The sequence below is a fragment of the Cohnella hongkongensis genome (assembly GCF_042654645.1).
GTDB lineage: Bacteria > Bacillota > Bacilli > Paenibacillales > Paenibacillaceae > Cohnella > Cohnella hongkongensis.
This window is the reverse complement of the sequence record NZ_JBHSEP010000009.1, coordinates 143,687-170,118: the sequence shown is the minus strand read 5'-3', so window position 1 is coordinate 170,118 and position 26,432 is coordinate 143,687. Positions and strand designations below refer to the sequence as shown.

At 59.5% G+C, this 26,432-nt stretch carries 24 protein-coding genes; 1 reads left to right on the top strand and 23 read right to left on the bottom strand.

The window, feature by feature from the left end:
- From ACFO3S_RS14340 to ACFO3S_RS14320, 5 genes are all read right to left on the bottom strand, one after another.
- Positions 1-273 (bottom strand): YggT family protein, encoded by a 273-nt coding sequence (locus ACFO3S_RS14340; RefSeq protein WP_378097192.1) that lies wholly within the window; start codon positions 271-273, stop codon positions 1-3.
- 7 nt (positions 274-280) lie between these two features.
- Positions 281-736, bottom strand: a complete 456-nt coding sequence (locus ACFO3S_RS14335; protein ID WP_378097189.1) for a cell division protein SepF — start codon at positions 734-736, stop codon at positions 281-283.
- 2 nt (positions 737-738) lie between these two features.
- Entirely contained in the window at positions 739-1,437 is a 699-nt protein-coding gene (locus ACFO3S_RS14330) for a YggS family pyridoxal phosphate-dependent enzyme (RefSeq protein WP_378097186.1), read from the bottom strand.
- A 7-nt stretch (positions 1,438-1,444) separates the two neighbouring features.
- Positions 1,445-2,254, bottom strand: a complete 810-nt coding sequence (pgeF, locus tag ACFO3S_RS14325) for a peptidoglycan editing factor PgeF (RefSeq protein WP_378097183.1) — start codon at positions 2,252-2,254, stop codon at positions 1,445-1,447.
- A 72-nt stretch (positions 2,255-2,326) separates the two neighbouring features.
- The gene (locus ACFO3S_RS14320) at positions 2,327-2,599 is read right to left on the bottom strand and encodes a YlmC/YmxH family sporulation protein (RefSeq protein ID WP_378097180.1); all 273 of its coding nucleotides are present in this window, start codon (positions 2,597-2,599) and stop codon (positions 2,327-2,329) included.
- Between the two features lie 425 nt (positions 2,600-3,024).
- On the opposite strand from ACFO3S_RS14320, the gene ACFO3S_RS14315 reads away from it, so the two are divergent.
- Positions 3,025-3,951 carry a transposase gene (locus ACFO3S_RS14315; RefSeq protein ID WP_378097177.1) on the top strand — a complete coding sequence of 309 codons (927 nt, stop codon included), beginning with the start codon at positions 3,025-3,027 and terminating at the stop codon, positions 3,949-3,951.
- A gap of 307 nt (positions 3,952-4,258) precedes the next feature.
- On the opposite strand, the gene sigG is transcribed toward ACFO3S_RS14315, so the two are convergent.
- From sigG to rsmH, 18 genes are all read right to left on the bottom strand, one after another.
- A complete protein-coding gene (gene sigG / locus ACFO3S_RS14310; protein WP_378097173.1) occupies positions 4,259-5,041 on the bottom strand; it encodes an RNA polymerase sporulation sigma factor SigG in 783 nt (260 codons plus the stop codon).
- Between the two features lie 95 nt (positions 5,042-5,136).
- On the bottom strand, positions 5,137-5,859 hold the full coding sequence (sigE, locus tag ACFO3S_RS14305) for an RNA polymerase sporulation sigma factor SigE (protein WP_198960567.1): 723 nt from the start codon (positions 5,857-5,859) through the stop codon (positions 5,137-5,139).
- 15 nt (positions 5,860-5,874) lie between these two features.
- Positions 5,875-6,837, bottom strand: a complete 963-nt coding sequence (spoIIGA, locus tag ACFO3S_RS14300) for a sigma-E processing peptidase SpoIIGA (RefSeq protein ID WP_378097168.1) — start codon at positions 6,835-6,837, stop codon at positions 5,875-5,877.
- Between the two features lie 205 nt (positions 6,838-7,042).
- On the bottom strand, positions 7,043-8,185 hold the full coding sequence (gene ftsZ, locus ACFO3S_RS14295; protein ID WP_378097165.1) for a cell division protein FtsZ: 1,143 nt from the start codon (positions 8,183-8,185) through the stop codon (positions 7,043-7,045).
- A gap of 53 nt (positions 8,186-8,238) precedes the next feature.
- On the bottom strand, positions 8,239-9,489 hold the full coding sequence (ftsA, locus tag ACFO3S_RS14290; RefSeq protein ID WP_378097162.1) for a cell division protein FtsA: 1,251 nt from the start codon (positions 9,487-9,489) through the stop codon (positions 8,239-8,241).
- 234 nt (positions 9,490-9,723) lie between these two features.
- Positions 9,724-10,464, bottom strand: a complete 741-nt coding sequence (locus ACFO3S_RS14285) for a cell division protein FtsQ/DivIB (protein ID WP_378097159.1) — start codon at positions 10,462-10,464, stop codon at positions 9,724-9,726.
- Positions 10,465-10,554: 90 nt separating this feature from the next.
- Positions 10,555-11,829 (bottom strand): UDP-N-acetylglucosamine 1-carboxyvinyltransferase, encoded by a 1,275-nt coding sequence (gene murA / locus ACFO3S_RS14280; protein WP_378097157.1) that lies wholly within the window; start codon positions 11,827-11,829, stop codon positions 10,555-10,557.
- A 16-nt stretch (positions 11,830-11,845) separates the two neighbouring features.
- Positions 11,846-12,751 (bottom strand): UDP-N-acetylmuramate dehydrogenase, encoded by a 906-nt coding sequence (gene murB, locus ACFO3S_RS14275; RefSeq protein WP_378097155.1) that lies wholly within the window; start codon positions 12,749-12,751, stop codon positions 11,846-11,848.
- A gap of 150 nt (positions 12,752-12,901) precedes the next feature.
- Positions 12,902-14,014 (bottom strand): undecaprenyldiphospho-muramoylpentapeptide beta-N-acetylglucosaminyltransferase, encoded by a 1,113-nt coding sequence (gene murG / locus ACFO3S_RS14270; RefSeq protein WP_378097152.1) that lies wholly within the window; start codon positions 14,012-14,014, stop codon positions 12,902-12,904.
- A gap of 5 nt (positions 14,015-14,019) precedes the next feature.
- Complete coding sequence (gene spoVE, locus ACFO3S_RS14265) at positions 14,020-15,117, bottom strand: stage V sporulation protein E (RefSeq protein WP_378097149.1); 1,098 nt, start codon at positions 15,115-15,117, stop codon at positions 14,020-14,022.
- Positions 15,118-15,161: 44 nt separating this feature from the next.
- On the bottom strand, positions 15,162-16,604 hold the full coding sequence (murD, locus tag ACFO3S_RS14260; RefSeq protein ID WP_378097146.1) for a UDP-N-acetylmuramoyl-L-alanine--D-glutamate ligase: 1,443 nt from the start codon (positions 16,602-16,604) through the stop codon (positions 15,162-15,164).
- Between the two features lie 16 nt (positions 16,605-16,620).
- Positions 16,621-17,583, bottom strand: a complete 963-nt coding sequence (mraY, locus tag ACFO3S_RS14255) for a phospho-N-acetylmuramoyl-pentapeptide-transferase (protein WP_378097143.1) — start codon at positions 17,581-17,583, stop codon at positions 16,621-16,623.
- 3 nt (positions 17,584-17,586) lie between these two features.
- On the bottom strand, positions 17,587-19,002 hold the full coding sequence (locus ACFO3S_RS14250) for a UDP-N-acetylmuramoyl-tripeptide--D-alanyl-D-alanine ligase (protein WP_378097140.1): 1,416 nt from the start codon (positions 19,000-19,002) through the stop codon (positions 17,587-17,589).
- A complete protein-coding gene (locus tag ACFO3S_RS14245; protein ID WP_378097137.1) occupies positions 18,999-20,486 on the bottom strand; it encodes a UDP-N-acetylmuramoyl-L-alanyl-D-glutamate--2,6-diaminopimelate ligase in 1,488 nt (495 codons plus the stop codon). The genes ACFO3S_RS14250 and ACFO3S_RS14245 overlap by 4 nt, the downstream gene beginning before the upstream one ends.
- 107 nt (positions 20,487-20,593) lie before the next feature.
- Positions 20,594-22,519 (bottom strand): stage V sporulation protein D, encoded by a 1,926-nt coding sequence (locus tag ACFO3S_RS14240; protein WP_378097135.1) that lies wholly within the window; start codon positions 22,517-22,519, stop codon positions 20,594-20,596.
- 87 nt (positions 22,520-22,606) lie between these two features.
- Positions 22,607-24,922 (bottom strand): penicillin-binding transpeptidase domain-containing protein, encoded by a 2,316-nt coding sequence (locus ACFO3S_RS14235; protein WP_378097132.1) that lies wholly within the window; start codon positions 24,920-24,922, stop codon positions 22,607-22,609.
- Positions 24,923-24,941: 19 nt separating this feature from the next.
- Positions 24,942-25,352 carry a cell division protein FtsL gene (gene ftsL2 / locus ACFO3S_RS14230; protein WP_378097129.1) on the bottom strand — a complete coding sequence of 137 codons (411 nt, stop codon included), beginning with the start codon at positions 25,350-25,352 and terminating at the stop codon, positions 24,942-24,944.
- A gap of 63 nt (positions 25,353-25,415) precedes the next feature.
- On the bottom strand, positions 25,416-26,372 hold the full coding sequence (gene rsmH / locus ACFO3S_RS14225) for a 16S rRNA (cytosine(1402)-N(4))-methyltransferase RsmH (RefSeq protein WP_378097127.1): 957 nt from the start codon (positions 26,370-26,372) through the stop codon (positions 25,416-25,418).
- Between the last annotated feature and the right edge of the window lie 60 nt (positions 26,373-26,432).

Below are 26,432 nucleotides of genomic sequence, written 5' to 3'. Positions count from 1 at the left end.
CTACGCTCCGAAGAGGAATCTCAGGACAGCGATCAAGCCCTGCGCGACAAAGCCAAGCGCGAAATAAGCGATGATCGGGGAGATGTCCAGAATTCCGCCAATCGGCGGAATGATCTTGCGGAAAGGTCTTAAATACGGTTCCACCAACTTGCCGAGAAGCTCGCCTACGAAGCTTTCCTTCACGGCCGGGAGCCAAGACATCAGCACGTAGATGATAATCATGTACGAGTAAATGCGGTACAAAATGCCAATATAAACTTCTAATTGCTCCAACCTGGTGTCACCTCATTTTGGGGTAGTCGACGGATTCCTCAGACAACATTTCCGTAATCGTTCCCGACACTTCCACGGAATCCGGCGTACAGAGGAAAATGTCCGAACCCAGCTTGGAGATGTGGCCGCCTAAAGCGTATACGGTGCCGCTCAGAAAATCCACGATCCGGATCGCCTGTTCTCTTCTGACGCGCTGCAGATTGACGACGATCGAACGGCGAGATTTCAGGTGATCGGCAATTTCCTGCGCTTCATCGTAGGAACGGGGTTCCGTCAGAACGACGCGGGCGGCCTTCTGGGAATGAATGCTTACGACGTTGTTCTTACTAGAATGTCTACGCGCTTCGAACGCGGGAGTTTCAATTTCCTGCTCTTCGTTTTCTTCGAAACGTTCGCGCTCCGCCTCGCGCTCTTGCTCCTCCTGCAAACCTAAATAGTTAAGAAACCGATTCATAACACCCATGCCTATCCCTCCTCTATTTCTTCTTTCCCTACAAGCACCGTTCCCAAACGCACCCAAGTCGCGCCTTCTTCTACGGCGACCTCGAAATCGTTGGACATCCCCATCGACAGCTGCGTTAACGGTTCGTCCAGAGCGGACGACGCATTCAACTCGTCCTTTAACTGTCGCAGCGCCCGGAATACGGGCCGGGTCGCCTCGGGCTCGCTTTCGTACGGGGCCATCGTCATGAGGCCGACCGGTTTGATGCGATCGAACGTCCTCAGCTGTTCCAGAAAAGGCTTTACGGCTTCCGGATCCAGCCCGTGCTTGGAAAGCTCTCCGGAGATGTTGATCTGAAGCAGACACGGTACGGACAAATCCAACGCGTGCGCCCGTTTCTGAACGGCTTCGGCCAGCGATAGGCGATCCAGCGAATGAATGTAATCGAATTTCCCGATAACGTCCTTCACTTTATTCGTCTGCAGGGAGCCTATGTAGTGAAAAACGGCTTGTCCCCCGAGCGCCTCCCATTTCGCTTTCGCGTCGGGCCAGCGATTTTCCCCGATATGGGCGACGCCCTCCCGCACGACGGCTTCCGCCGTGGCGGTTGACACGTATTTCGTGACCGCAATGACGCGAACGTCCTCGCGGCGCCTTCCGCTTCTGGCGCAAGCTTGCTCCAACCGGTTTTCCACGTCTCGCAGTCGGTCTTGCAGTGCCACGAAACGATCACCTCGATTTCCTGCCTAACCAGCTCATCATCCGTCCTGTCGCGCCCTTTTCCTTACGGTGGGAAAACAGCAGCTCGCTATGGCAGCTTGTGCACCATGAAGACATTTCGATGCGGCTCGGCATAATTCCTGCTTTTATCATAAGTTGTCGGTTTAAATGTTTCAAGTTAAGCTGCGCACGATCGCCCTTTTCGTTCGGCTTGAGGATCTCTCCAACTGCCGTATCCAGCAGCGGACGAACGTGTTTTACCACCGACTCGTCGACCTCGTAGCAGCATTCGCCGATGGCCGGGCCGACGGCAGCCCTCATGTTTTCAGGCTTGGCGCCGTACTCCGAGCGCATTTTTTCGATCGTTCTGACCGCTATCTCGGCAACGGTTCCTTTCCACCCGGCATGGGCGAGCCCGATCGCTCCCGTGACGGGGTCGTGAAAATAAAGCGGAACGCAGTCGGCGTAAAACATGGCCAGCAGAATGTCCGGCTCGTTCGTAATCATCGCGTCCGTGTTCGCAATGGCCGTATCCCGGCTTGTCCGCCCCCGTCCCGCATCCTTCGCCGCAACGACGTAGACGTCGCTCCCGTGCACCTGCTCCGCGCAGGTGAACGCTGCAAAATCCCAGCCCAGCTGACGGGTCACCGCCTCCCGGTTCGAGATGACGTCTTGCGGCGCGTCCCCGACGTGCAGGGCGACGTTCCCGGCCTGCCTCGCCGTGAATCCTGCGGTCAATCCGTCCGTCCCGCTCCAGCACTTCAGAAGGAACAGCGCAGACGGCCGATCCGCTTCCTCGCGTAAAACAAAAGGCTCCACCTGTCGCACCTCCGAACCTCAGTGTACCATAGCTGCGGCGGCAGCGGAAGGAAAGCGCGCCAGATCGGCGCGCTATCTCCCCGGATCCCCGTCCTCGAGCCGGTACACCTTCGCGTCATCCAATCGGACCAGCACGACGTCCGTTCCGATCTTCACGATGTTTTTCCACGGGATCACGACATCGCTGCCTCCGCCGAACATCCCGAACAGCCTTGTCGAAGTCGGGACCACGATCGAGTCGATCCGCCCCTGACGCAAATCGAGCTCGAGATCGCTAACCTGTCCGAGCTTTTTTCCGTCGACGATGTTAATGACGTCCTTCGTCTGAAAATCGGATATTTTCATCCTTTCACGCCCCCCGTCCGGCCAGGCATTCGCACCCTGTTATTAAATATATGATCCGGCCGGGAAAAATGTACGGTTGAGCTCTATTCGCCCGTACGATGTTCCTCTTCTCGCAGCTCTTGGGCCATTATCCCTTTCGCTCAGAACCTCTTCCCCTGCTCCGCTCCCTCCCCCCTTTTTCTTCCCTGGGCCCATTATCCCCTCGACTCAGGGAAGGGCCGAGGCTGGGCGGGGTGGAGTGGCGCCTTTCACCCAGCATCCTTCTCCGCGAGCTGCCGCTGCTCTCCGCCTCCTCCCGTCCCACTTATCCCGTCCGCTCAGAACACCCCGTTTTCGACCAAAAAAAACAGATCATCCTCTTGCAAATTTAGAAAAAATAGTATATTCTTAAATAGGAACAAACGTTCTTGTTTGGAGGAGTGGAAATGGACAGCAAAGCCGCTACATTCGAACAGTTTTGCAGCAAGTTCAATGACGAATCCTCTTGTATCCAGGCTTTGTTCTCTGCGCGGTGGCCGCATGGATTTCGCTGCCCGCAGTGCGCCTTTCCCGGCTGCTACGTGATCCGTACGCGGCGGCTGCCCTTATATGAATGCCGATCCTGTCGAGCGCAAACCTCCCTTACCGTCGGCACTGTTCTGGAAGGGAGCCGAACGCCGCTTCGCCTTTGGTTTCAAGCCATCTTTCTTCATGCTCGGCCGCAAGCCATCAGCGCGACCCGGCTGGCGGAAATCATAGGAACGACTTATAAAACCGCCTGGTTAATCTGCCATAAAATTCGCCACGCCATGTCAACCGACGATGCCGATCGGCTTCTTGCCGGGATCGTACGCATCAATTGCGGCAGTTACGGCCGCCCTTACAACCCGACCGTGTTTCGCCATCCGCAGGAGCAGCCTTTGCTCGCCGGGGCTTCCATCGATGGCAGCGGGCGTTTTACTTATGCGAAAATCAAGCAGGTTCCAAACAAGCATTTGATCCACGATCGAATTACTAACGGAGGCAAGCATCATTTTATCGAGCGCCATGTCTCTCCCGAAGCCGAGGCCGTTCATGCCGTGATTCTAAAATTCAGCCGAGACCGTTATCGCCCGCTCATTGAACTGTGCAATCACGCCGGTCGATGGATCAACTTCAGGTTTAACGGAATCGGCCCCAAACATTTACAGGCTTATTTGGATCAGTACTGTTTCGGCTTAAACCACCGCGAGAACGCCGCAGACCCGTTCCGTTATTTGCTCCAATGCGCCGCGTCAGCCACGGTCGTCACCTATCCGGACCTAGTCAGCCGTGTCGACGACTCCGCCCGTCACAAGCGCATCTATAAAGAATTGCTAAGGGAAGCCGGTTAGTCTGTCAGAGACCCTCGCTGCGTATGCAAGGCTGATTTATTTGATGGTACGCTCTAGTTGCGCCGGATGTTTTTCTTGTTCGTGAAGCTCTTATTAAAAGGTTCATCGTAGCGTCAGGGAGACGTGTGGCGCGAAGCGAGGGCAACTTTCTGAGCGAAGGGGATAATGGCTGCAGGGAGCCGGAGGAAGAATCCCACCCGGCAGGACCAGCGGAAAAGCTCCATGAAAAAGAGGATAAGAGCCCGAAGGCGCCCATCCTCTTTCGCTTGGTGCATAGTGCTCAGAGCTTAGTGCTTAGAGCCTAGAATTACGTTTTCACATGCTTCTGCATTTGCTGTATGGCCGACTTTTCAAGACGTGAAACCTGAGCTTGAGAGATGCCGATCTCGTCGGCGACTTCCATCTGGGTTTTACCTTCGAAAAACCTCATGGACAAGATCATTTTTTCGCGATCGTTCAGCTTCCTCATCGCCTCGCGCAGAGCGATCTCCTCGATCCACTGAATGTCCTTGTTACGCTCGTCGCTGATCTGATCCATCACGAAAATCGGATCGCCTCCGTCATGATAGATCGGCTCGAACAAGGAAACGGGATCTTGGATGGCGTCCAGGGCGAAGACGATGTCTTCCTTCGGAACGTTCAGCACTTCCGAAATTTCCAGAATGGTCGGCTCTCTGGAATGCTGATTCGTCAGCTGATCCCGAACCTGCAAAGCTTTGTAAGCAATGTCCCGCAAGCTTCTAGAGACGCGGATCGGGTTGTTGTCCCGGAGATAACGGCGGATTTCCCCGATAATCATCGGTACGGCATAGGTGGAAAACCGGACGTTCTGACCGAGATCGAAGTTGTCGATCGCCTTCATTAAGCCGATGCACCCGACCTGGAACAGGTCGTCCACGAATTCCCCGCGATTGTTGAACCGCTGGATGACGCTGAGCACCAGCCGCAAATTGCCGTTCACTAACTTTTCCCTGGCGGCAATCTCTCCACGGGTTTGCAGAGCGAGAAATAACTCCCTCATTTCGGCGTTGGTGAGGACAGGCAGCTTTGAGGTGTCCACTCCACAAATCTCCACTTTGTTACGGGTCAAGGCAATTCCTCCCGGGGAGCAGCATTAATGTAAAGTATCTCCGGGAAGGGGGTTTTTATTCCCTTGGGCAAGAACCCCGAATTTTCTCACAATTGCTAAACCATCTTGTTGAATTCCTTGCGAAGGCGCTTAATGATGCGCTTCTCCAGACGTGAAATATACGATTGGGAGATGCCAAGCAGGTCGGCGACGTCCTTCTGCGTCTTCTCCTCGCCGTCGGCCAAGCCGAAGCGAAGCTCCATAATCGTCCGCTCTCGTTCGCTCAGCTTATCCAGAGCTTTATGCAGCAGCTTTCGGTCCACCTGTTCCTCGATGTTGCGATAGATTGTATCGTTCTCCGTCCCGAGCACGTCGGACAACAGCAGCTCGTTGCCGTCCCAATCGATATTAAGCGGCTCGTCGAACGACACCTCGGTCCTCGTCTTGCTGTTCCTTCTCAGATACATCAGAATTTCATTTTCGATGCATCGGGATGCGTAGGTGGCCAGCTTGATCTTCTTGTCCGGATCGAACGTGTTCACCGCTTTGATGAGCCCGATCGCCCCGATCGAGACCAAATCCTCGATATGGATGCCGGTGTTCTCGAACTTCCGGGCGATGTAAACGACCAATCGCAAGTTGCGTTCGATCAGCATGGCGCGAATCGCAGCGTCGCCGGTCGACAGGCGCTCCAGCAAATACTCCTCTTCCTCGCGGCTGAGCGGCGGAGGCAAAGCTTCGCTTCCGCCGATATAATAAACTTCTTCGCTCTTCCAACCGAACCGGAACAACAGGCGATAAATCGACAATTGCGTCCTCAGCTTCAAGTTCACGAACATTTCTGCTACCTCCTGTCACGCAGGTTGAGATGGAGCCGACGGTACGGGGTCGGCTTGAGCCATATCCGGATGGACGATGGCGCGGTAAGTTCCTTCGGATGACAAAGTGCCTCCATCTAAACCAATGAGCACCCGGTTCACTTGAAGAGGAGGATGTCCTTCCCGGTACAGCGCGACATGGTCGGGCTTGACGGCCAGCATCAGCCGGCTCGACCCGTTCACGGCCCGATACGGCACCAGTCGGAGACGGCTTCCCCATGCATACTCCTCCGAAGCTTCCGCGTCGAGCTCGGAGATCAGCCTGTCGGGAGATTCCTCTTTCAGCCGCTCGCTCCAGCCCGCAGGCAGACGCTCTTTCCACACATCGGCTTCCATGATCATAACGGGAATGCGCGTAAGCGGATCGTACAACCGGTTGCCCGTATCGAGCAGCGCCGGCATCGTCCAGCTGTCGCCGTCGATCCGAATTTCGACCTTCCATACCCATTGATCAAGCTCCTGACGTTTGCGGCCGGTCTCGGACGCGCTGCGGAACATCCAGACGGACATCAGAAACGTGACGACCAGCAAACCGAGCTGCATTTGCCATTCCAGAATGAATCCGCCGTCTTCGGTAACGGTCATGGCTCCCCAAGGCGAATTCGCGCTCCTCAGCAAAAAAGACAGTCCGATGACCCCGCCCAAGGTAGCGAAATTAACGACGTAGAATGCGGCGAAGTTGCGAATGCAGCGCAGCGGACCGCCATAACCGAAAGAGAGAAGCACCATGGCCGCGGAGACGAATACTTTGGCTCCGAAGGAATACAAGTAAGGAATGTGCGCCCAGAACATCAATGCCGCATAAGCCGCCCCCAGAAATGCAGCCGCGAACAGACGCGTTCGGGACGGCTTGATGCGGCGTACTTTGGCGGTCGCCATCAGCACCGCAGCGTCCACCGCCAGGTTCGTCAGAAACACCAAATCCACGTAAACGGTCATACCGAGCCCCCATCCTTCATCGCCCGGAAACATCGCCAACTATGCAGGCCGGGATGGATGAAACCAGTATAGCCGCTTTCAAATTCGGTGTCTGTCTAATCTTGCCAGCCCCGCGCACCTTTTTTTGTCGAGACCGAGAAAAAAAGCCCCCGCTTCCACGTGTTGCGGAAGCGAGGGCTTGCGTAAAAAAGAATCGGCCGTTGGATTAACGGTCGCCGCGAGGGCGGTTTCTCAAGAAAGCCGGGATATCCAGTTGGTCGCTTGACGGTGTTTGATTGCCGAAAGGCCGCAAATTGTTCGTCTGGCGAATTTCGTTGCTTTGGCTTGCCGGGTCGGCCTGCGTTGGCGTCTGAGGCAGTGCCGCCGAAGGGCCGGACGGACGCCGCGAAGGTCCTTTATGCTCGAAGCCTGTCGCGATGACGGTCACTTTGATTTCGTCCTTCAGGTTATCGTCGATAATGGCGCCGAAAATCATGTTGACTTCCGGATCGGACGCGGCGATAACGATCTCGGCCGCTTCGTTGACCTCGTACAAGCTGAGGTTGGAGCCGCCGGTAATGTTCATAATGACGCCGCGAGCGCCTTCAATGGACGTTTCCAGCAACGGGCTCATAATCGCCTTCCGGGCCGCTTCCATGGCGCGGTTCTCTCCGGAGGCTTGTCCGATGCCCATCAGCGCGGAACCGCGCTCGGACATAATCGTCTTCACGTCGGCGAAGTCCAAGTTGATCAAGCCAGGAACGGCGATCAAGTCGGAAATGCCCTGAACCGCTTGACGAAGAACGTTATCCGCTTCGCGGAAAGCTTCCAGCATCGGCGTCTTCTTGTCCACGATCTCCAGCAGCCGGTCGTTCGGAATGACAATCAGCGTATCGACTTTCTCTTTTAGAGCTTCAATGCCCATCTCCGCTTGCGTGGAGCGCTTGCGGCCCTCGAACGTAAACGGACGGGTCACAACCCCGACCGTCAAAGCGCCGCATTCTTTGGCCAGCTCGGCGATGACGGGAGCTGCGCCGGTACCGGTGCCGCCGCCCATCCCCGCCGTCACGAAGACCATATCCGCAGACCGCAGAGAGTTCGTAATGAACTCGCGGGATTCCTCGGCCGCTTTTTTGCCGACCTCGGGATTCGCACCCGCGCCAAGGCCTCTCGTCAGCTTGTCCCCGATCTGAAGCTTTTGTTCCGACTTCGTCAGGTGCAAAGCCTGAGCATCCGTATTAACCGTAATGAATTCGACGCCTTTGACGCCGTTCTCGATCATTCGGTTTACAGCGTTGCTGCCGCCGCCGCCAACCCCGATGACCTTGATTTTCGCAAGTGGTTCCATCTCAAAATCAAACTCCAACATAATTTGTTAACTCCTCCTTGCTTCGCATGAATGGTTCTCTCGTAAGCGGCGGCTTAAATAAATTCCTTGAACATGTTTTTGAACCATTCAACAATGCCAGGCTTGGATTCCGTCGTCGTGCTCCCGGCCGCCGCTTTGGCTTTCGGAGCGCGCTTCGGTCCGGGTGCGCCGCGCGTACGAACGTACTTGGTGACGTACTGGATCATGCCGACACCGCTGCTGAAGGAAGGATCCCGGACGCCGATGTAATCCGGCACCGCAATTCTGACGTTGGACTCCAGTTCAAACTGGGCCAGCGGAAGAACGCTTGGCAAAGAAACCGAACCGCCCGTCAGTACGTAACCGTTAATTTTGTCATGATATCCGAGACGTTTGACTTCCTGGCGGATCATCTGGAAAATCTCCTGCATCCGGGGCTCGATGATGTTGGCAAGGTCGAGTTGGGAAAATTCCTTCTCCATGTTGCTGCCGACCCTCATCACCTTGAATTTCTGATCCTCGGCGGCGTCTTCGATACGAGCGCACCCGTATTTCAGCTTGATCTTCTCCGCATGCTCCGTCTGGGTCTTAAGTCCGTAGCAAATGTCGCTGGTGACGTAATCTCCGCCGATCGGCAATGTCGATACGGCCGCGAGACTTCCGCCTTCAAATATCGCCAACGTGGTCGAACCCGCTCCGATATCGGCGAGAACGGTTCCCATCTGCTTTTCGTCCTTAGTCAAAGCCATCATTCCCGAGGCCAGCGACATCAAGATCAGACCGGATATTTTTAACCCTGCCTTCTCAACGCACCTCATCAGGTTGTGTATGGCCGCTTTCGTGCCGGTAATGATCGTGCATTCGACTTCCAGACGAACGCCGATCATGCCTCGCGGATCTTGAATGCCCGCAAGACCGTCTACTAAAAACTGCTTCGGAACGAGTCCGATGATTTCCCGTTCGGGCGGCAGGGCAACCACTTTAGCCGCTTGCAACACACGCTCGATATCTTCTTCGCCGATTTCCCTGTCTTCATTGGAGACGGCTACGACTCCGTGATTGCTCTGCAATGCGATATGATTGCCGGTTATCCCGACGTAAACCTCGCTAATTCCAATTCCGACCATGCGTTCCGCATGATCGACGGCGTTGCGGATGGATTGAACGGTTTGGTCAATATCGACAATGGCGCCTTTACGGATTCCGTCCGAATCTGCGGAACCGACGCCAATGATGTTAATGGCCCCGTTGCTGATCTCCCCGATAATCACCCGGATTTTCGAAGTTCCGATGTCCAGGCTGACGATGAGGTCATTGTTGCTCAACCGGTGGCACCTCCCGTAGGTCGATGAAAATGGCTGCGAACAAGGGATGCTTCCTCTACATATTCCACATCCGCGAGGTTTTCCCTCTTTTTTCTACAATTTTTTTAGATTGCCCGTCAAGGCCGAAACCCGACTGGTATCGCGGCATCCCGCTTTTACCCATAAATGAAATTCTAGCATTCTTTTGGCCGATTGAGTAGAGTCCTTTTCCTTAAGTTTAACGGCCTTCGCCGCCTACTCGGCAACATTTTCCGCCGAATACGGCAAATAATAGTCCACATCCAACATCGTTATCTTTCCGGGCTCGCGGTTTTGCACGATATCGCTCAAATAAGCGATCTTGTCTTTCAACAAATCGATCGACGTCGTGACTTCGAACCGCGAGCGCGTAAACAGCTTGATCCGCTTCGGATAAGAGACGGACGGATCGGGCTGAATCTCGGACAGATCCGACAGCAGATAGCCCGGCAAGTCGCTCAGCGCCTTGCACAGCTCCGCCAGATTCTCGTCGTCCGCCTGCCAGCCGGACAGGATCGGCTTGTCCGGAAGCTTGCCTTCCGGCATCGGCAGAACGAGCCCGTTGGAAAGAATGGCCGACAGGCTCCCGTCCGCAGAAAGCCGGACGGCGACGTGCGCATGCTCCTTCACTTCGACGCGAACGACGCCTGGAAAGCTTTTCACGATGAGGACGCTCTCCACCGGCTTCAGTTCTTCCACGCGCTGCTTCAGCTTGCCGATTCCGGGAAAGAAAAACGAGTCTCCGGCCGAAACGCCGAGCGCTTGGACGATCTCCTCGCGGCTGACGAATTCGCTGCCGTTCACTTGAATTTCAGAGATTTTCGACAAAGGGGAACGGAAGAAGAGCACGACGACCAGGATGGCCGCCAGAGCGATCAGCAGCCCGAGCAGCTTTTTGCCGCGGCGAGTCCGCGGCGGCTCCGTCTCTTTCTTCAGCGCGGGAATTCTTTCGGTCACCAATGTCCCCCCTAGCCATAACTTGTCCGATTTCTTCTAGCGAGAGACCCCGCGGCGGAAGTAAGCTTCTGCGGCGGGGCCCCGTCACCGTTAGCTGTATACTTTGCTTCTGTGAACTTCGCGCTTAATATTGCCGCCGATGTGCCGGAACATCTCCTCGATTCGGTCGTAGCCCCGGTCGATATGGTGGACCTGCTCGACGACGGTCATGCCGTGCGCCGCTAATCCAGCCACGACGAGAGCGGCACCCGCCCGAAGATCCGTCGCCTCTACGGTCGTGCCGTAGAGCTGCGGCACGCCCCGGATGATGGCGTTGTTCAGATCGACCCGGATATCGGCGCCCATGCGGCACAATTCGTCCACGTGCTTAAAGCGTCCTTCGAATACCGTTTCCTTCAGAATGCTTACGCCGTCGGCGAGCGCGAGAAGCGTCATGATCTGCGCTTGCATGTCTGTCGGGAAGGCCGGATACGGCGAGGTGACGATCCGGTCTACGGCAGTCGGCCGTTTGACGGCACCGACTCTCATTATATCATTGCCCGCCTCGATTTGAACACCGGCGCGCCGGAGAACGTGAATCAGAGAGGTTAAATGGCCCGGATTCGTATTTTCCAGCGTGACCTCTCCCCGCGTCGCCGCGGTCGCGACCATGACCGTCCCCGTGACGATCCGATCGGGAATGACCTCGAAGTCGCAGCCGTGCAAGCCGTCGACCCCGTCGATCGTAATCATGTCCGTTCCGGCGCCGCTTACTTGCGCGCCCATTCGATTAAGAAACTGCTGTAAATCCTGAATCTCCGGCTCTCTGGCCGCCCCGATGATCGTCGTCCGTCCGCGGGCCAGAACAGCCGCCATCATAATATTTTCCGTCGCTCCGACGCTGGGAAAATCGAGGCTGATCTCGGCCCCCTGCAGCCGGCGGGCGGAGCATACGATTCGGCTGCCCTTCTCTTCGATTCTCGCGCCCAGCGCGGCCAAGCCGCGCAAATGCAAGTCGATCTTTCTCTCGCCGATGGCGCATCCCCCTGGCTGATAGAGCTGGGCTTCTCCGAATCTTGCAAGAAGCGGCCCCATCAAAAACACCGAGGAACGCATTTTGCGCATCAGCGTCTCCGGAATGTGCGAGGATGTCGCGACTGCCGTGTCGACCGTCACCACCGTATCCTGATGCCGGGCTTTACACCCGAGATCCCGCAAAATGTCCAGCATGACTTCGATATCGAGCAGCCGGGGAACGTTGCGGATCGTCACTTCTCCTTCCGCGAGCAAGCTGGCGGCCAAAATCGGCAAAGCGGCATTTTTGGCTCCATGGATACGGATGGTGCCCGAAAGCGGGTTCCCGCCTTCAATCACCAAATTGTCCAAGGGTTTCACCTCCGGGTTACCGCTCACCCATCATGAGAACCTCCGGCACGAGCGTTATTCCGTAGGTTTGTTCGATGATCTGCTGCACTTTTCCGATGAGGGTGAGGACGTCCTCGGCCGTAGCGCCTCCATGGTTGACGATAAAGTTGGCGTGCAATCGGGACACTTCGGCGGCTCCTTCGCGAAGCCCTTTCAACCCGGCCGCCTCGATCAGCCTCGCGGCGTGATCGTTCGGCGGGTTGCGAAAGACGCTTCCCGCGCATGCCATTTGCAGCGGCTGAGTGCGGCGCCTGCGATCCTTGTACGTCGCCATAGCCGCCGCAATTTCCTTGCGGTCTCCACTGGCCAGTTGGAATACCGCCCGGGTGATGATCCCCCGACGCTCCTGCAGGATGGAATGGCGATAGGAGAATTTCATCTCCTCGTTCCCGAGCACTTCCTTGCTTCCGTCTTCCCACACAATGCTGGCCGACTTTAAGATACGTGATATGTCCGACCCGTGAGCTCCGGCGTTCATGTAGACGGCGCCGCCTACCGAGCCCGGAATTCCCCCCGCGTATTCCAGGCCGGTCAGCCCTTCCTTGCCGGCCATGACCGACAGCTTGATGAACGAATACGATGCGCCTGCGGTTACCGTCTCGCCATCGAACCGAACGTCGTCGAAGCCGTCGCCCAGCTTGATGACGGCCCCCCGGACTCCCTTGTCGGATACCAGCGTATTGGATCCGCGCCCGAGCACGCTCCACGGAACCTCGTGAACCGCGCACAGACGCAGGGCCGCTTCGAGCTGCTCTTCGCTGGCCGGAACAATCAGCACGTCCGCAGGTCCGCCGATTTTCCAGGTCGTATGTCCGGCCAAAGGCTCGTTCGCCCTCACCCGGCTAATTCCCGCCCGCTCCAGCTCGGCAACCAAGTGCTGCATGGCAATTCCTCCTTCCAAGTCCTTCGGGGCCGCGCACCGCCCGCCGCTGCCTAGGCCCGACGGTCAGACATTCACGATCACGCTGTATCTTATGACGGCTGGGCGGGGGTGGTGACAAACGCCCAATTGCAAGCCCCCGAAGGCAAGCTCCTATTCTTTCTTGCGCTGCAATCTTCCGATCTGATCAAAGATGATAGACGCCGATTCCGGCAGGCCGAGCGCCCGGGAGGCGGCGGACATCCGCTCCCGGCGGGCCCGGTCGCCCATAATGGCGGCAATGCCGCCGAACAGCGTATCCCCGCTCAGCTCCCGTTCGAGAATGAGATCGGCCGCTCCGGCGTTCATCAGGCTTCTCGCGTTCGCTTCCTGATGGTTGTTCGTGACGTTCGGAGACGGAACGAGCAGAGACGGCAGCCCGAGGGAAGTCACTTCCGCCAGGAAGGATGCCCCGGCCCGGCCCACGTACAGCGAGGCTGCGGCCAGCACGTCGGGCATATTGGCGATGTACGGCAGCACCTTGACCCGTCCGGCATCCGCTTGCGTGCTCTCCGCTACGGCGCGTTCGGTCTCGCGGTAAAATCGCTCTCCGGTCACGAAGACGAAGCGCACGTCCGGAAGCTTCCCGAGCAGCGGAAGCATGCGGACGAACGCTTCGTTCAGGGCCCTCGCCCCGCCGCTCCCGCCGACGATGAGCACGAACGGCGTGCCCGGAGCGAAGCCCAGCGAGGCGCAGCCGGCGCGGGCGTCCGCCTTCAGCACGCGCGTCGCGCACGGATTGCCCGCATAGACGACGTCGGGACACTTGGCAAAGTGCTTTTCCGACTCCTTAAAGCTGACCGCGACGCCATCGACGTAACGGCACAGAAATTTGTTGGTCAGTCCCGGCAGCACGTTCTGCTCGTGGATCAGCGTCGGAATGCCCAGCTTGGACGCGGCGTAGACGACCGGTCCGCAGACGTAGCCGCCGGTTCCGACGACGATGTCCGGCTTGAACGCCCTCAGCAGCTCCTTGGAACGGCGAACGCCCTTCAGAAACCGCATGACCGTTTTTACGTTCTCCAGCGACAGCGAGCGCCGAAAGCCGGTGATGGTAATATTCTCGAAAGCGATGCCCTGTTCCGGCACGATCCGGCCTTCCAGTCCGCGGCTCGTGCCGATGTACAGCAGCGACGAGCCCGGCTGTCTCTCCGCGATTTCGCGGCCTATGGCCAGCGCGGGGTAAATATGCCCCCCGGTACCTCCTCCGGTCAACACGACACGCATGACAGTCACCTCGAATAGCGGGATAAATTAAGCAAAATGCCGAGCGCCGTCAACAGCAGCGTCAGCGACGAGCCTCCGTAGCTGACGAGCGGCAGCGTAACCCCGGTCACCGGGAGCAAGCCGATGACGACGCCGATATTGATGAGCACCTGCACGGCGAAAATGCCGACAATGCCGGTGGCCAGCAGACTGCCGAACGGGTCGGTCAGCGTGATGGCCGTTCTCATGCCCCGCCAGACGAGCAGCAGAAACAGCAAGATCAGCAGCGAGCCCCCGATAAAGCCGAGCTCCTCGGCCAATATGGAAAAAATAAAGTCCGTCTGCGGTTCGGGCAAGTAATTGTATTTCTGCCGGCTCATTCCCAGCCCCAGCCCGACGAGACCGCCCGGCCCGATCGCGTACAGCGATTGAATCGACTGGTACCCGGCCCCTTGCGGATCCTGCCACGGATCGAGAAAAGCGGTAATGCGCTGCAGCCGGTACGGCGCCGCCATAATCAGCCCTGCCAGACCGGCGACGCCAATCAGGCCGAGCCCGGCCAGATGGGACAATCTCGCCCCGGCGACGTAGATCGCCAGCAAGGAGGCTCCGATCATTACCGTTCCCGTTCCGAGATCGGGCTGCAGCATAATGAGCGCGAAGGCCGCTCCCAGAATGCCGAGAGGCGGCAGCAGCCCTTTCGTAAAATCGGTAATTTGATTCTGCCGCTCCGACAGCAGCTTGGCGATAAACAGAATCATCGCCAGCTTCATGAACTCGGACGGCTGAATGCCCAGCGAGCCGATGCCGAGCCAGCTTCGGGCTCCCCCGCGAACGACGCCGAGTCCCGGCACGAGCACGATGACGAGCAGCCCGAAGCAGACGAGCAGCGCCGGCACCGCCCATCTGCGCCAGAACGTATACTCGACGTTCATTGTGACGAACATGGCGGCGATGCCAAGCGCAGCGAACAGCAGCTGCCTCTTCACATAGTAATACGAATCCCCGTAGTCGTGAAAAGCCGCTACGGCGCTGGCGCTGTACACCATCACGACGCCGATGGCCAGAATGCCTAGCGTTGCGGCAATCATCCATACGTCGGGAACGGAACGGGATTTGGCCATGAACCGGACACCTCGCGTAAGGTAAGTTGGGGACGAGCCCCCTCTTACAACGTATGCGCCGATTGCTTAAAAATGCGGCCTCGAACCTCATAGGACGGAAACATGTCCCAGCTTGCGCAGGCCGGAGACAGAAGAACGATGTCTCCCGGCCCGGCCATGGCGGCGGCTTCCCGCACGGCTCTTCGGAGCGTCTGCTCGGCGTCCTCTACAGGTTCGACGATTTTCACGTCCGTTAAACCGGCCAGCTCCGCCACGCGGGCGAGCTTCTCCCTCGTCTCTCCGAGCGCTGCCAGCCCCTTCAGCCGGTCGCGGAATACGGGCAGCAGCTCCATATAGTCGGAGCCCCGGTCCAGCCCTCCCGCGATCAGCACAAGCGGCGACGGCAGCGACAAAATCGACATCGTCGTCGCCATCGGATTCGTCGCTTTGGAGTCGTTATAGAACTTCACGCCGCCGAACGTGCCGACGTACTCCAAACGGTGCTCGACGCCGCGGAAAGCGCGAAGCGGCTCCGCCAGCCGCTCGGGATCGGCCCCGGCCGCCAGCGCGACGGCGATCGCCGCCAGCGCGTTCGCGGCGTTGTGCCGCCCGGGAATGCCGAGCTCGTCGACGCGAACGATGCGGCGCTCCGCGCTCCCGCCGTCCCGGCTGACGATCCAGCGCGGGGTGTCGTCGTCCTCCGCTTCGCCGTCCGACGGGCGAACGGCCGCGTACGGCGGATCGATCATGACGCCGGACGTCAGCGTTCTCGTCACCGAGAACGGAAAGGCCCGGCCTCGGAATCCTTCCGCCAGCCTCCGGCACGTTTCGTCATCCGCGTTATAGACGGCCACGTCGTCGGAGGTCTGGTTCTCGAACAATTTCGCCTTCGAGCCGACATAATCCTCCATCGATCCGTGATAATCGAGATGCGTTTCAGCCACGTTGAGCAGGCAGGCGATGCGCGGACGGAAATCCGCCGTCCCTTTCAGCTGGAAGCTGCTCAGCTCGGCGACGAGCCAGCCGTCCGGCTCCACCTCCATCGCCGCCTCGCAGAGCGGACGCCCGATGTTGCCGGCAATGAGCGGCTTCAATCCGGCCGCCTCCAGCAGCACGCCGGTCAGCGTCGTCGTCGTCGTCTTCCCGTTAGAGCCGGTAATGCCGACGATGGGAGCCGGGGACAGCTGTCCGGCGACCTCCACCTCGCTGACCACTTCGACCCCGAGTCTGAGCGCTTCGACGATCGGGGGCGCGGTGTACGGAATGCCCGGATTTTTGACGAGCAGCGCCGTCTCCCCGGTGACCAGCCCGTCCGGATGGTGGCCGCACACAACAGAAATGCCCAAAGCCGCCAATTCGTCGGCTTCGGGGCATTGATCCCGTTCCTTCTTGTCGTTGACGACGACGTCGGCGCCGACGTCGTGGAACAGTTTGGCGGCGGCCACGCCGCTTCTTGCCAGACCGAGGACGACGACATGCCGTCCGCGGTAATTCGTCAGTTGCATCATTCGCGTTAAAACTCCTTTAGCTCGCTTTGAACAGCAGCAGTCCGGCGCCCGCCAGCAGCAGCCCGACGAACCAGAAGGTCGTCACGACGCGCCATTCGGACCAGCCCGACAGCTCGAAATGATGGTGAATCGGGCTCATTTTGAATACCCGCTTGCCGCGCGTCTTGAACGACGCAACCTGGATAATGACGGAGAGCATCTCGAGGACGAACACGCCGCCGATGACGACGAGCAGCAGCTCGGTTTTCGTCAAGATCGCCACCGCGGCGATGCCGCCGCCCAATCCGATCGAGCCCGTATCTCCCATGAAAATTTTGGCGGGGTGCGCGTTATAGACGAGAAAGCCGAGCACCGCGCCGACGACGGCCGCGCTGAACACCGCCGAATGAGGCTGCGCCGCCTCCACCGCAACGACGGCGAACGCTCCGAATGCGAGGGCGCTTGTCCCGGCCAGCAGCCCGTCGAGGCCGTCGGTGAAGTTGACGGCGTTGGTCGCCCCGAGAAACATGACGACCACCAATAAATAGTATGCCCAGCCGAGATCCAGCGACCAGTCCGTGCCGGGAACGCCCACGACCGTGCTGTGGTTCATGCCGATCAGGATCCAACAGAAGAGGCCGGCGAACAGCAGCTGGCCAAACAGCTTCTGCTTGGCCGTGAGGCCTAACGAACGTTTAAATGCGATTTTAATGTAATCGTCCAGAAAACCGATCAGTCCGAAGCCGAGACAGCCGACGATCAGCGCCCAATACTGCGGTCCGCGGTCGGCGAACCGCAGGAACGCGAGCGTCAGCGCCACGAGAATGATGATCCCGCCCATCGTCGGCGTTCCGGATTTTTTCAGATGGGACTCGGGTCCGTCGGTGCGGACCTGCTGTCCGAATTTCAGCCTGCGCAGAAGCGGGATGAACAGAGGGCCGATCAGCACCGCCAGCACGAAGGATACCCCTAGCGTCCACAAAACCGATGTGTAGTCCATCTGTCACTCCCCGCCCCCTCTCTGCAGCGCAACTACGATTTCTTCCATTTTCATGCCCCTCGATGCTTTGACGAGCACCAGATCGTCCGAAGAAAGCCCCGCGAGCAGAACTGCGGCGAGCGCCTTCTTATCGTCGAAATGGCGCACGCTATCGTCTTCGTAATTCAAGCGCGCTTCCTGGTAGGTTCGCATGGACAGCGGACCGTACAGAAGGACGAAGTCCGCCTTCGAACGATCCAAATAACGCCCGATGCCGCCGTGCAGCTCGAGCTCGCCGTCGCCGAGCTCGAGCATGTCGCCGAGCACGATCCACTTGCGGCGGTGGCCGGACAGCTCCGCCACCAGATCGATCGCCGCCTTGACCGACGTCGGACTGGCGTTGTAGGCGTCGTTCAGGATAACCGCCCCGTTCCATGCCGCGCTGCGCTCGATCCGCATGCCGGTCAGCTTCGCCTGCCGGAGACCGGCGCCGATGGCGTCGACGGACAGCCCGAACGACCGTCCGACCGCGATGGCGGCGAGCGCGTTCACCGCGTTGTGCCGTCCCGGAATCGGCAGCTCGAACGCCGCTTCCGCGTCGCCCGCCGCCGTAAACCGCGTGCCTTCCGCCGTTACGCGAACGTAGCGCGCGACCCAGTCGTTGCCCGCGTTCTCGCCGAACGTCACGAGTCTCGCGTCCGGAGAAGGCGGCCTCTCCGCCAGCGCTGCGGCGATAAGCGGCTCGTCGCCGCAGTAGACGAGCGTTCCGCCCGGCTTCAGCCCCTCGGCAATCTCCAGCTTCGCTCTGGCGATGTTCTCTCGCGAGCCGAGCTGAAGCAGATGCGACTCCCCGATATTGGTAATGACCGCGAGATCCGGGCGGGCCAGCCGGGAGAGCAGAGAGATTTCTCCGAAGCCGCTCATCCCCATCTCCAGCACCAGCGCTTCCGTCTCCGCCGGCGCCCCGAGAATGGTGAGCGGCAGCCCGATATGATTATTGTAGTTCCCCTCGGTTTTATGTACAACCAACGAGGTGGCCAGAACGGACGAAACGAGATCCTTGGTCGTCGTCTTGCCGTTGCTGCCGGTAATCGCCACCACTTTCGCGGCGGTCAGCCGCTCGCTCCGATAAGACGCAGCCAGACGCTGCAGCGCCTCCAGCGTGTCCGGAACGAGGAGGAGCGGCAGGCCCAAATCTTCCGGCTGCGTGACCGACGCGTCCCACAGCGCGGCTGCGGCGCCCGCTTCCTTCGCCTTCCGAATATAATCATGCCCGTCGAACCGTTCTCCCCGCAAAGGAACGAACAGCTGTCCGGGACGAATGCTGCGCGTATCGGTCGATACGCCGGACAGCAGCCTTTCCGCGCCGCCGGCCGCATCTCCCCCGATGCCTTGCGCGCCGCTCCACTCGGCCGCTTCCCGAACCGTTGCCTGCATCACCGCATTCGACTCCTTATCGCTTCTTCCGCCACAAGGCGATCATCGAAATCGTGCGTTACCCGACCGATAATCTGATACGTCTCATGACCTTTCCCCGCAATCAATACTACATCGCCGGGGCTTGCCCGATCAACCGCTTTTTCGATCGCCGCGCGCCGATTGGGCTCCAGCTCGTAGCGGTCGGCCGGGACGCCTGCTCCCTTTATTCCCGCTTCGATATCCCGCAAAATGCGCTCGGGATCCTCCGTGCGAGGATTGTCGCTCGTCACGATGATCGCGTCCGCCAGCTCGGCCGCGATCCGGCCCATCATCGGGCGCTTCTTGGCGTCGCGGTCGCCCCCGCACCCGAACACGCAGACGACTTTGCCGGCGGCGAGCTCCTTCACCGTCTTCAGCACGTTCTCGAGACCGTCCGGCGTATGCGCGTAGTCGACGATCACGGCGAACGGCTGTCCGGCGTCGACCGGCTCCACGCGCCCGGGAACGCCCGGAATGCGCTCCAGGCTGCGAATCGCGCCGTCCAGCTCGATGCCTTCGCATAGCGCGGCGCCCAGCGCCGCCAGCGCGTTATACACGTTAAATTTCCCGACGAGCTTCAGCTTGACCTCTCGGCTGCCGAGGAAGGAATCGAGCCGAAACGACGTGCCGGCGGCCGTTATCCGCACGTCGGAAGCCCGCAGATCGGCTTCTCGCTCGATGCCGTACGTCAGCACCTCCGCTGCGGTCAGCCTCGCGAAGCGTTCCGAAGCCGGGTCGTCGGCGTTCAGCACGGCGTACTTGCGCTCGCGCGGGTCGTCGGAATACGCGTTGCCCAGCCGCGAGAAGAACAAGCCCTTCGCCGCCTCGTACGCTTCCATCGTGCCGTGGTAATCGAGATGGTCTTGGGTCAAGTTGGTGAAGATCGCCGTGCGGAAGTCGCAGCCTTTCACGCGTCCCTGATGGAGCGCGTGCGAGGACACCTCCATTATGCAGCGCTGCGTCCCGGCTTCGACCATATCGTGCAGAATCGACTGCAATTCGAGCGCGTCGGGCGTCGTTCCCGACATCGGGTAGCTTCGCCCGGCGTAGCGGGTTTCGATCGTGCCGATGACGCCGGCGGAGAAGCCGGCGTCCGCCCAGATGCGCTCGACCAAGTAGGTTGTCGTCGTCTTGCCGTTCGTGCCCGTCACCCCGACCGGCTTCAGCTTATGGGAAGGCCTGCCGTAATAATAGTCGGCGAGCATCGCCAGCGCGTGCCGAGTATCCGGCACGACGAGCTGCGGCGCGGCGACCGGCAGCTGGCGGGAGACGACGAGCGCCGCCGCCCCCTGCGCCAGCGCCTGCTCCGCGTAATCGTGACCGTCCACCGTATGGCCCGGCAGGCAGAAGAACAAGCAGCCCGGCCGGACTTTGCGGGAATCGGACTCCAGACCCCGCACGTCGACGGAGCCTTCGCCTGCGATTGCGGCCAGCAGCAATTGTTGAGAGAGTTCAAGTAATTTCATCGGATTACGGCCTCCTGACGACCTGGGTCTCGCGTAGCAGCTTCCAGTTGCGATGTACAATCATTATGGTCTAACGCATAGCCTTCATTCAAGAGGATGAGCAAAGTTTAATCCCCTGCCCCGAGGTAGATGCGAATGACCGAGCCCTGCTCGACCTTGGCGCCGGCTTGCGGCGCCTGGCGCACGACCGTCGCCCCGCTGCCGGACGCCGACAGCTGGAAGTCCGAGTTCATATCCTCGTAGATGTCGGCCACCGTCTTGCCGACGAGATTCGGCACCGTTACGGTCCGCGGCTCCCCGTATTTGTATTCCTTCTCCACTTGGGTCGTGCGGGGCGCGACGCCCAGATGAGGCAGGGCGTCGGCCATAATGTTGCGGACGATCGGCGCGGCGACGACCCCGCCGAACTGGATGCCCTGCGGATTGTCGACGGCGACGTAGACGATGAGCTGCGGGTCGTCGGCCGGCGCGAAGCCGATGAACGACACGATGTGCTCGTTCTTGGAATACCGCCCGTTCACGACCTTCTGGGCGGTTCCCGTCTTGCCGCCTACGCGGTACCCGTCCAGGAACGCCTTCGCCCCCGTCCCCTGCGCGACGACCTTCTCCAGCGCGTCCCGCACCTTCTTGGACGTCTCCTCGGAGATGACCTGACGGACGAGCTGCGGCTCCGTCTCCTCGAGAAGAATGCCGGTTTCCGGCTGAATCCACGACTTGGAGACGAACGGCTTGAACAGCTTGCCGCCGTTGATCGCCGCAGACACCGCCGCAATCTGCTGAATCGGAGTGACCGACACGCCCTGGCCGAAAGAAGTCGTCGCCAGCTCGACCGGTCCGACCTGCTTGAGCTTGAACAAAATTCCGTTCTCTTCCCCTTGCAGGTCGATGCCCGTTTTTTGCCCGAAGCCGAAGTCGTGAATGTAAGAGAACAGCTTCTCCTTGCCCAGCCGATTGCCGAGCGTGACGAAGCCGGGGTTGCAGGAGTTTTCCACGACCTCCAGAAACGTCTGGCTGCCGTGGCCGCCCGGCTTCCAGCATCTCAGCTTCGCTCCGGCCACTTCAATGTAGCCGGGATCGTAAAAGCGCTCATGCTCCAGGTCGACCTTCTTCTCCTCGAGCGCCGCGGCCAGCGTAATAATTTTGAAGGTCGAGCCGGGCTCGTAAGTCATCCAGATCGGCAGATTGCGGTTATAGACTTCCGCCGGAACCTCCTGATAGTTGTCCGGCTCGAACGTCGGCCGGCTGCCCATCGCGTAGATTTCTCCGGTATTCGGATTCATCGCGATGGCGATAACGCCGTCCGGCTCGTATTGAAGCACCGCCTGATCGAGCTCGCGCTCGACGACCGACTGGATCGTCTGGTCGATCGTCAGTTGCAGCGTCAGCCCGTCCTGCGGCGGCACGTATTGATCGGAAGATTGGGGCATCTTGCGTCCGGCGGCGTCGGACAAGTAGGACACGCTTCCCCGCAGCCCCGTCAGCCGCTTGTCGTATTTCAGCTCGAGGCCGGTCAGTCCCTGATTGTAGCTGCCCGTAAACCCGAGGACGTGAGAGGCCAAATTCCCGAACGGATAATAACGTTTGTTGTCCTCCGTCACGACGATGCCGGGCAAGCCGAGATTGCGGATTTCCTGCGCCTTTTCGGTCGTCATTTTCCGCCCGCCCGGCTTAAGCTCCACGCTCGAGGCTCGCTTGGACAACAGCTCGAACAGCTTATCCTCGGCCATGCCCAGAGGTCCGGCCAGCTGTCGGGCCGTCGCCCGCTTGTCCTTGATCTGCACCGGAACGGCGTAGATCGTCGGGGAGCTGACGTTGTAGGCAAGCCGAACGCCGTTGCGGTCCACGATCTCTCCGCGCTTCGCCTCGAACGGGATGTTCCGCCTCCAGGAATCCTCGGCCCTCTTCGTAATCTCGTCGCCGATCCACAGCTGTACGTAGCCGAGCCTCAGCACAAGCGCCCCGAAGGCGAGCGCGGCGAACACAAGGGCGACGTACAGCCGCTTTCGCACCGTCACCTGCGATATTTTTTTCACGAGAAAACCCCCTTACCCGCGAACGTCTGCAAGGCTTACGCCTTGTTCCAGACTATTCCACGGACAAGAGGGTTAGAACAAGCCTCGTCACTGCGCGCCGGCTTCGCCCGTCGATCGCTCTTCGTCCGGCGAGGTGTCGCCTTCCGCCTCCGCGTCCGTTTCGGGCGGATCGGCCTGGCCATGCGGCGCAAGCGTCAAGCTAAGCGTCCAGCGGTCGCCCTCCTTGACCGCCTTCTGAGCGACGACGTAGCCTTCCCCTTCGACCTTCGCCTTGACCTGCAGCAGCGAGCACATCTCCAGCGCATCGCGCAGCGACAGGCCGGTCAAGTCGGGAACGTTGCCCGGCTGCGTATCCGTCAGCAAATAGATTCGCTGGGAAGCCGGCATGACGCTGCCGCCCTTCGGCAGCTGCTGCAGCACTTTATTCCCCTTGCCCAGCACGCCGTACGGGAACTTGCTTTCGGCCAGACGGTCGCGCGCCTGGGTGACCGTCATCCCGGTCACGTCCGGCACGGACGCCGTCAGTTCCTTCTTCCCGCCGTCGGCCTCGGTCGAGGAAGCATTCGAAGCCTTCTCCGATTCCTGATCGTTCAGATTGGGCTCGACGCCAAGCTTCTGCAGCGATTTGACCATAATCTCCTTGAAGATCGGACCTGCGACCGAGCCGCCGCCGGCGTTGTCTACCTGCGGCTCGTCGACGACGACGTACAGCACGACCTTCGGATTTTCGACCGGCGCATAGCCGATGAAGGATACGACGTATTTGTTTTTGGCGTAGCCTCCGGCTTCGCCCCGGGCCACCTTCTGCGCCGTTCCCGTCTTGCCGGCGATCCGGTAACCCGGCGTATATGCGCTGCGGCCCGTCCCGATCTCTTGGTCGCTGACGACCGTCTCCAAATACTCCCCGACCTTGCGGGACGTCTCGGGAGAGATGACCTGCCGGACGACCTTCGGCTCCGTGACGACTTTCTCTCCCGTATTCGGATCGCTGATCGTCTTGACGAGATGCGGCTCCATCAACTTGCCGCCGTTGGCGACGGCGGCGACGGCGGCCACCTGCTGGATCGGCGTAACCAGCACCTTGCCTTGCCCGAACGTCGCCGTCGCGACCTCGGAAGGCCAGTCCAGGCTGAACGGCCTGGACACTTCGTTCGGGAGCTCGATCCCCGTCTTCTGCCCGAAGCCGAAATGGTTAATATATTGGACCAGACGCTCCTTGCCCAGCATCTGATAGCCCAGCTTGACGAACGCCACGTTACTGGAATGCTTGAGCCCTTCCAGGTAAGTGATCATCCCGTTTTCGCCCCAGCCGATGCCGTTGTTATGGTCTCTGATCGGTTTGTCCTTGTCGCTGTACTTGATCGAGCCGGACTTGTAGTAGGCGTTCGGATCGAACAGCCCTTCCTCCACCGCTCCGGCCAGCGTCACGATCTTGAACGTCGAGCCGGGCTCGTACAGCGACTGAATCGCGTGGTTGCGGAATGCCGCCTGATCCTGCGCCTTCTCCCAATACGTATTCGGATCGAAATCCGGAATGCTCGCCATGCCGAGAATCTCCATCGTATTCGGATCGGCGGCGATGGCCGTCATGCTGATCGGCTTATACCTCTCGTAGCCGGCCCGGAGCGCCTCCTCGATGTAGAACTGAATGTCCTCGTCGATCGTCAGGGTCACGTCTTTGCCGTCCAGCGCCTGCTTGTACTCCACCTTGCCGTTCGGCAGCTGCATTCTCGCGCCGTCTTTCAGATACTTGATATACCCTTCGGAGCCGCTCAGCTCCTCGTTCAGCTTTTTCTCCAGTCCGAGAATCGCCACGCCTTCCTTGTCCTCGTAGCCGAGAATGTGTGAAGCCAACGTTCCTTTGGGGTAGTAGCGCTTCTTCTCCTCGAGGAAATAGAGGCCGACGTCCGTCTTGATTCCGGTAATCTTGCGCAGCTCCTCGCGAAAAGCCTCCAGCCGGTCCTTCACTTCCTTGTCGACCTTCCAGCCTTCCGGACGAATCTCGCGCTGATCGCGATACTCCCCGTTGTCCTTCTTGGAAGCGACCATCTCTCTCAGCCGGTCCTCGGGCGTGCCCAGCACGTTATGAAGCTTGGACACGATCCGGTCCGCCATTCTCCATTCCGGATGCTCCTGCTCGAACTTGGCGATCAGCTTCGGATTGACGGCGATCGTGTAGGCGGCGGCGTCGGCGGCCAGCACCTTGCCGTCTCGGTCGAGAATCATTCCCCGCTCCTGCTTGATCGTCTCGCTTGCGTTCCATGTCTTCATCGCCTCGGCTGTCCAGAAATCGGCTTTCACCACTTGCACCCAATAGACGCGAACGACTAAAGCGACGAAAAGGAGGGTGAAGATCCCTCCGGCCAGCAGCGTTCTCAATTTGATTCTTTTCGTCATTGCCATTTCTTGTCCTCCGCGATCGCTAAGGGGTTGGAGCGGCGCCGTTTCCGCCGCTTCTGGACGCTTCGATGCTTTCTCCCGTATTCGGGACGAAGCCCAATTCCAGCGCCTTCTTCCGGATCGCTCCCGGGTCGCTCAGCCGTTCGACTTCCCGTTGAAGCTCCTTCGTCTGCTCCGTCGCCTGCGTATAGGCTTTATTGGTCGTTTGCAGCTGTCCGTTAATTTGATAGATTTCCGCGTAACGGAAAATGATAAGACCGGCGACGAAAGCGACCGCCGCAATCGTAAACAGATATATCAGCTTCTCTCCGAGCGGCAGCGGCCTCCGCCGAGGCGCCCTAGAGGGCGGAGTCTGTTGGCGCGGGCTGGGTTGCTTTGTCTTCTGTTCTTCGACGCGCTCCGGTCGAAGCGCCAAATTACCGTAATAGGCCATGTAAACGGGATGCCCCCTCTCCGATGAAAACGTATCTTATCCTATTTGCCGCTCACCGTCCGGTTATCCGAGCTTCTCGGCTATTCTCAGCTTGGAGGAACGGGCTCGCGGATTGGCCTCGAGCTCTTCCTCCGACGGCACGATCGGCTTGCGCGGCGTCAGTCTGAGCCGCCCCGAGCCGCCTCCGCAGACGCATACCGGGAAATCCGGCGGACAGCTGCAGCTGGCGACCTCCTTGGCGAACGCCGTCTTGCATATTCGGTCCTCCAGCGAATGGAAGGTGATCACCGCGATACGCCCTCCCGGGCTTAAGCAATCGATCGACTGCTCCAGCGCTTCCTCGAACGCCCCCAGCTCGTCGTTCACCGCGATGCGCAGCGCCTGGAAAGAGCGCTTCGCGGGATGCGGCCCCGTTCGCCGGGTAGCGGCGGGAATCGAATGTTTCACGATGTCCGCCAGCTGGCCGGTCGTCTCGATCGGCGATTTCTCCCGAAGCTTGACGATATTGGCGGCAATCCTCCGGGCGAACTTCTCTTCTCCGTAATCCCGGAGAATGTCCGCGATCTCGGACTCGCTCCATTCGTTCACGATCGCCCTAGCCGTGAGCGGCTGCCCGCGATCCATTCGCATATCCAGCTCGGCGTCGTGATTGTAGCTGAAGCCGCGGTCGGCTTCGTCCAGCTGAGGGCTGGACACGCCGAGATCGAACAAAATTCCGTCCACCTGCGGCACGCCGTCCCGCTCGGGAGCTCCGGCGCGCTTCAGCTCCGGTTTCAGGTGCCGGAAGTTGCTTTTCACCAACGTTACGATGTCGCCGTAAGGCGCCAGCCTGATCCTGGCGTTCGCCAGGGCGGCTTCGTCCTGATCGAACGCGATCAGCCGGCCCTGCGGCCCGAGCTGCGAAGCGATCAGCTCGCTGTGTCCGGCGCCGCCCAGCGTGCAGTCGACGTAGATGCCGCTGGGGCGCACGTTCAGCCCCTTCACGGATTCTTCTTTTAACACGGTAACATGGTGGAACATAGTTGCTGCCTCCCGGCGTCCTGCAAGGGAACCGTCTTTCTGGTTTGTGTATGTGGAATG

Excerpts from the sequence above, each read along its gene's own strand:
- mraY (WP_378097143.1), bottom strand. The coding sequence starts at position 17,583 with ATGGACTACACATCGGTTTTGTGGACGCTAGGGGTATCCTTCGTGCTG.
- murG (WP_378097152.1), bottom strand. The coding sequence starts at position 14,014 with ATGCGTGTCGTGTTGACCGGAGGAGGTACCGGGGGGCATATTTACCCC.
- ACFO3S_RS14320 (WP_378097180.1), bottom strand. The coding sequence starts at position 2,599 with ATGAAAATATCCGATTTTCAGACGAAGGACGTCATTAACATCGTCGAC.
- ftsZ (WP_378097165.1), bottom strand. The coding sequence starts at position 8,185 with ATGTTGGAGTTTGATTTTGAGATGGAACCACTTGCGAAAATCAAGGTC.
- sigE (WP_198960567.1), bottom strand. The coding sequence starts at position 5,859 with ATGTTCGTGAACTTGAAGCTGAGGACGCAATTGTCGATTTATCGCCTG.
- ftsL2 (WP_378097129.1), bottom strand. The coding sequence starts at position 25,352 with ATGGCCTATTACGGTAATTTGGCGCTTCGACCGGAGCGCGTCGAAGAA.
- ACFO3S_RS14245 (WP_378097137.1), bottom strand. The coding sequence starts at position 20,486 with ATGAAATTACTTGAACTCTCTCAACAATTGCTGCTGGCCGCAATCGCA.
- murB (WP_378097155.1), bottom strand. The coding sequence starts at position 12,751 with ATGCAGCACTTGGTTGCCGAGCTGGAGCGGGCGGGAATTAGCCGGGTG.
- spoIIGA (WP_378097168.1), bottom strand. The coding sequence starts at position 6,837 with ATGACCGTTTACGTGGATTTGGTGTTTCTGACGAACCTGGCGGTGGAC.
- rsmH (WP_378097127.1), bottom strand. The coding sequence starts at position 26,372 with ATGTTCCACCATGTTACCGTGTTAAAAGAAGAATCCGTGAAGGGGCTG.
- spoVE (WP_378097149.1), bottom strand. The coding sequence starts at position 15,117 with ATGGCCAAATCCCGTTCCGTTCCCGACGTATGGATGATTGCCGCAACG.
- murD (WP_378097146.1), bottom strand. The coding sequence starts at position 16,604 with ATGATGCAACTGACGAATTACCGCGGACGGCATGTCGTCGTCCTCGGT.
- ACFO3S_RS14235 (WP_378097132.1), bottom strand. The coding sequence starts at position 24,922 with ATGGCAATGACGAAAAGAATCAAATTGAGAACGCTGCTGGCCGGAGGG.
- ACFO3S_RS14315 (WP_378097177.1), top strand. The coding sequence starts at position 3,025 with ATGGACAGCAAAGCCGCTACATTCGAACAGTTTTGCAGCAAGTTCAAT.
- ACFO3S_RS14335 (WP_378097189.1), bottom strand. The coding sequence starts at position 736 with ATGGGTGTTATGAATCGGTTTCTTAACTATTTAGGTTTGCAGGAGGAG.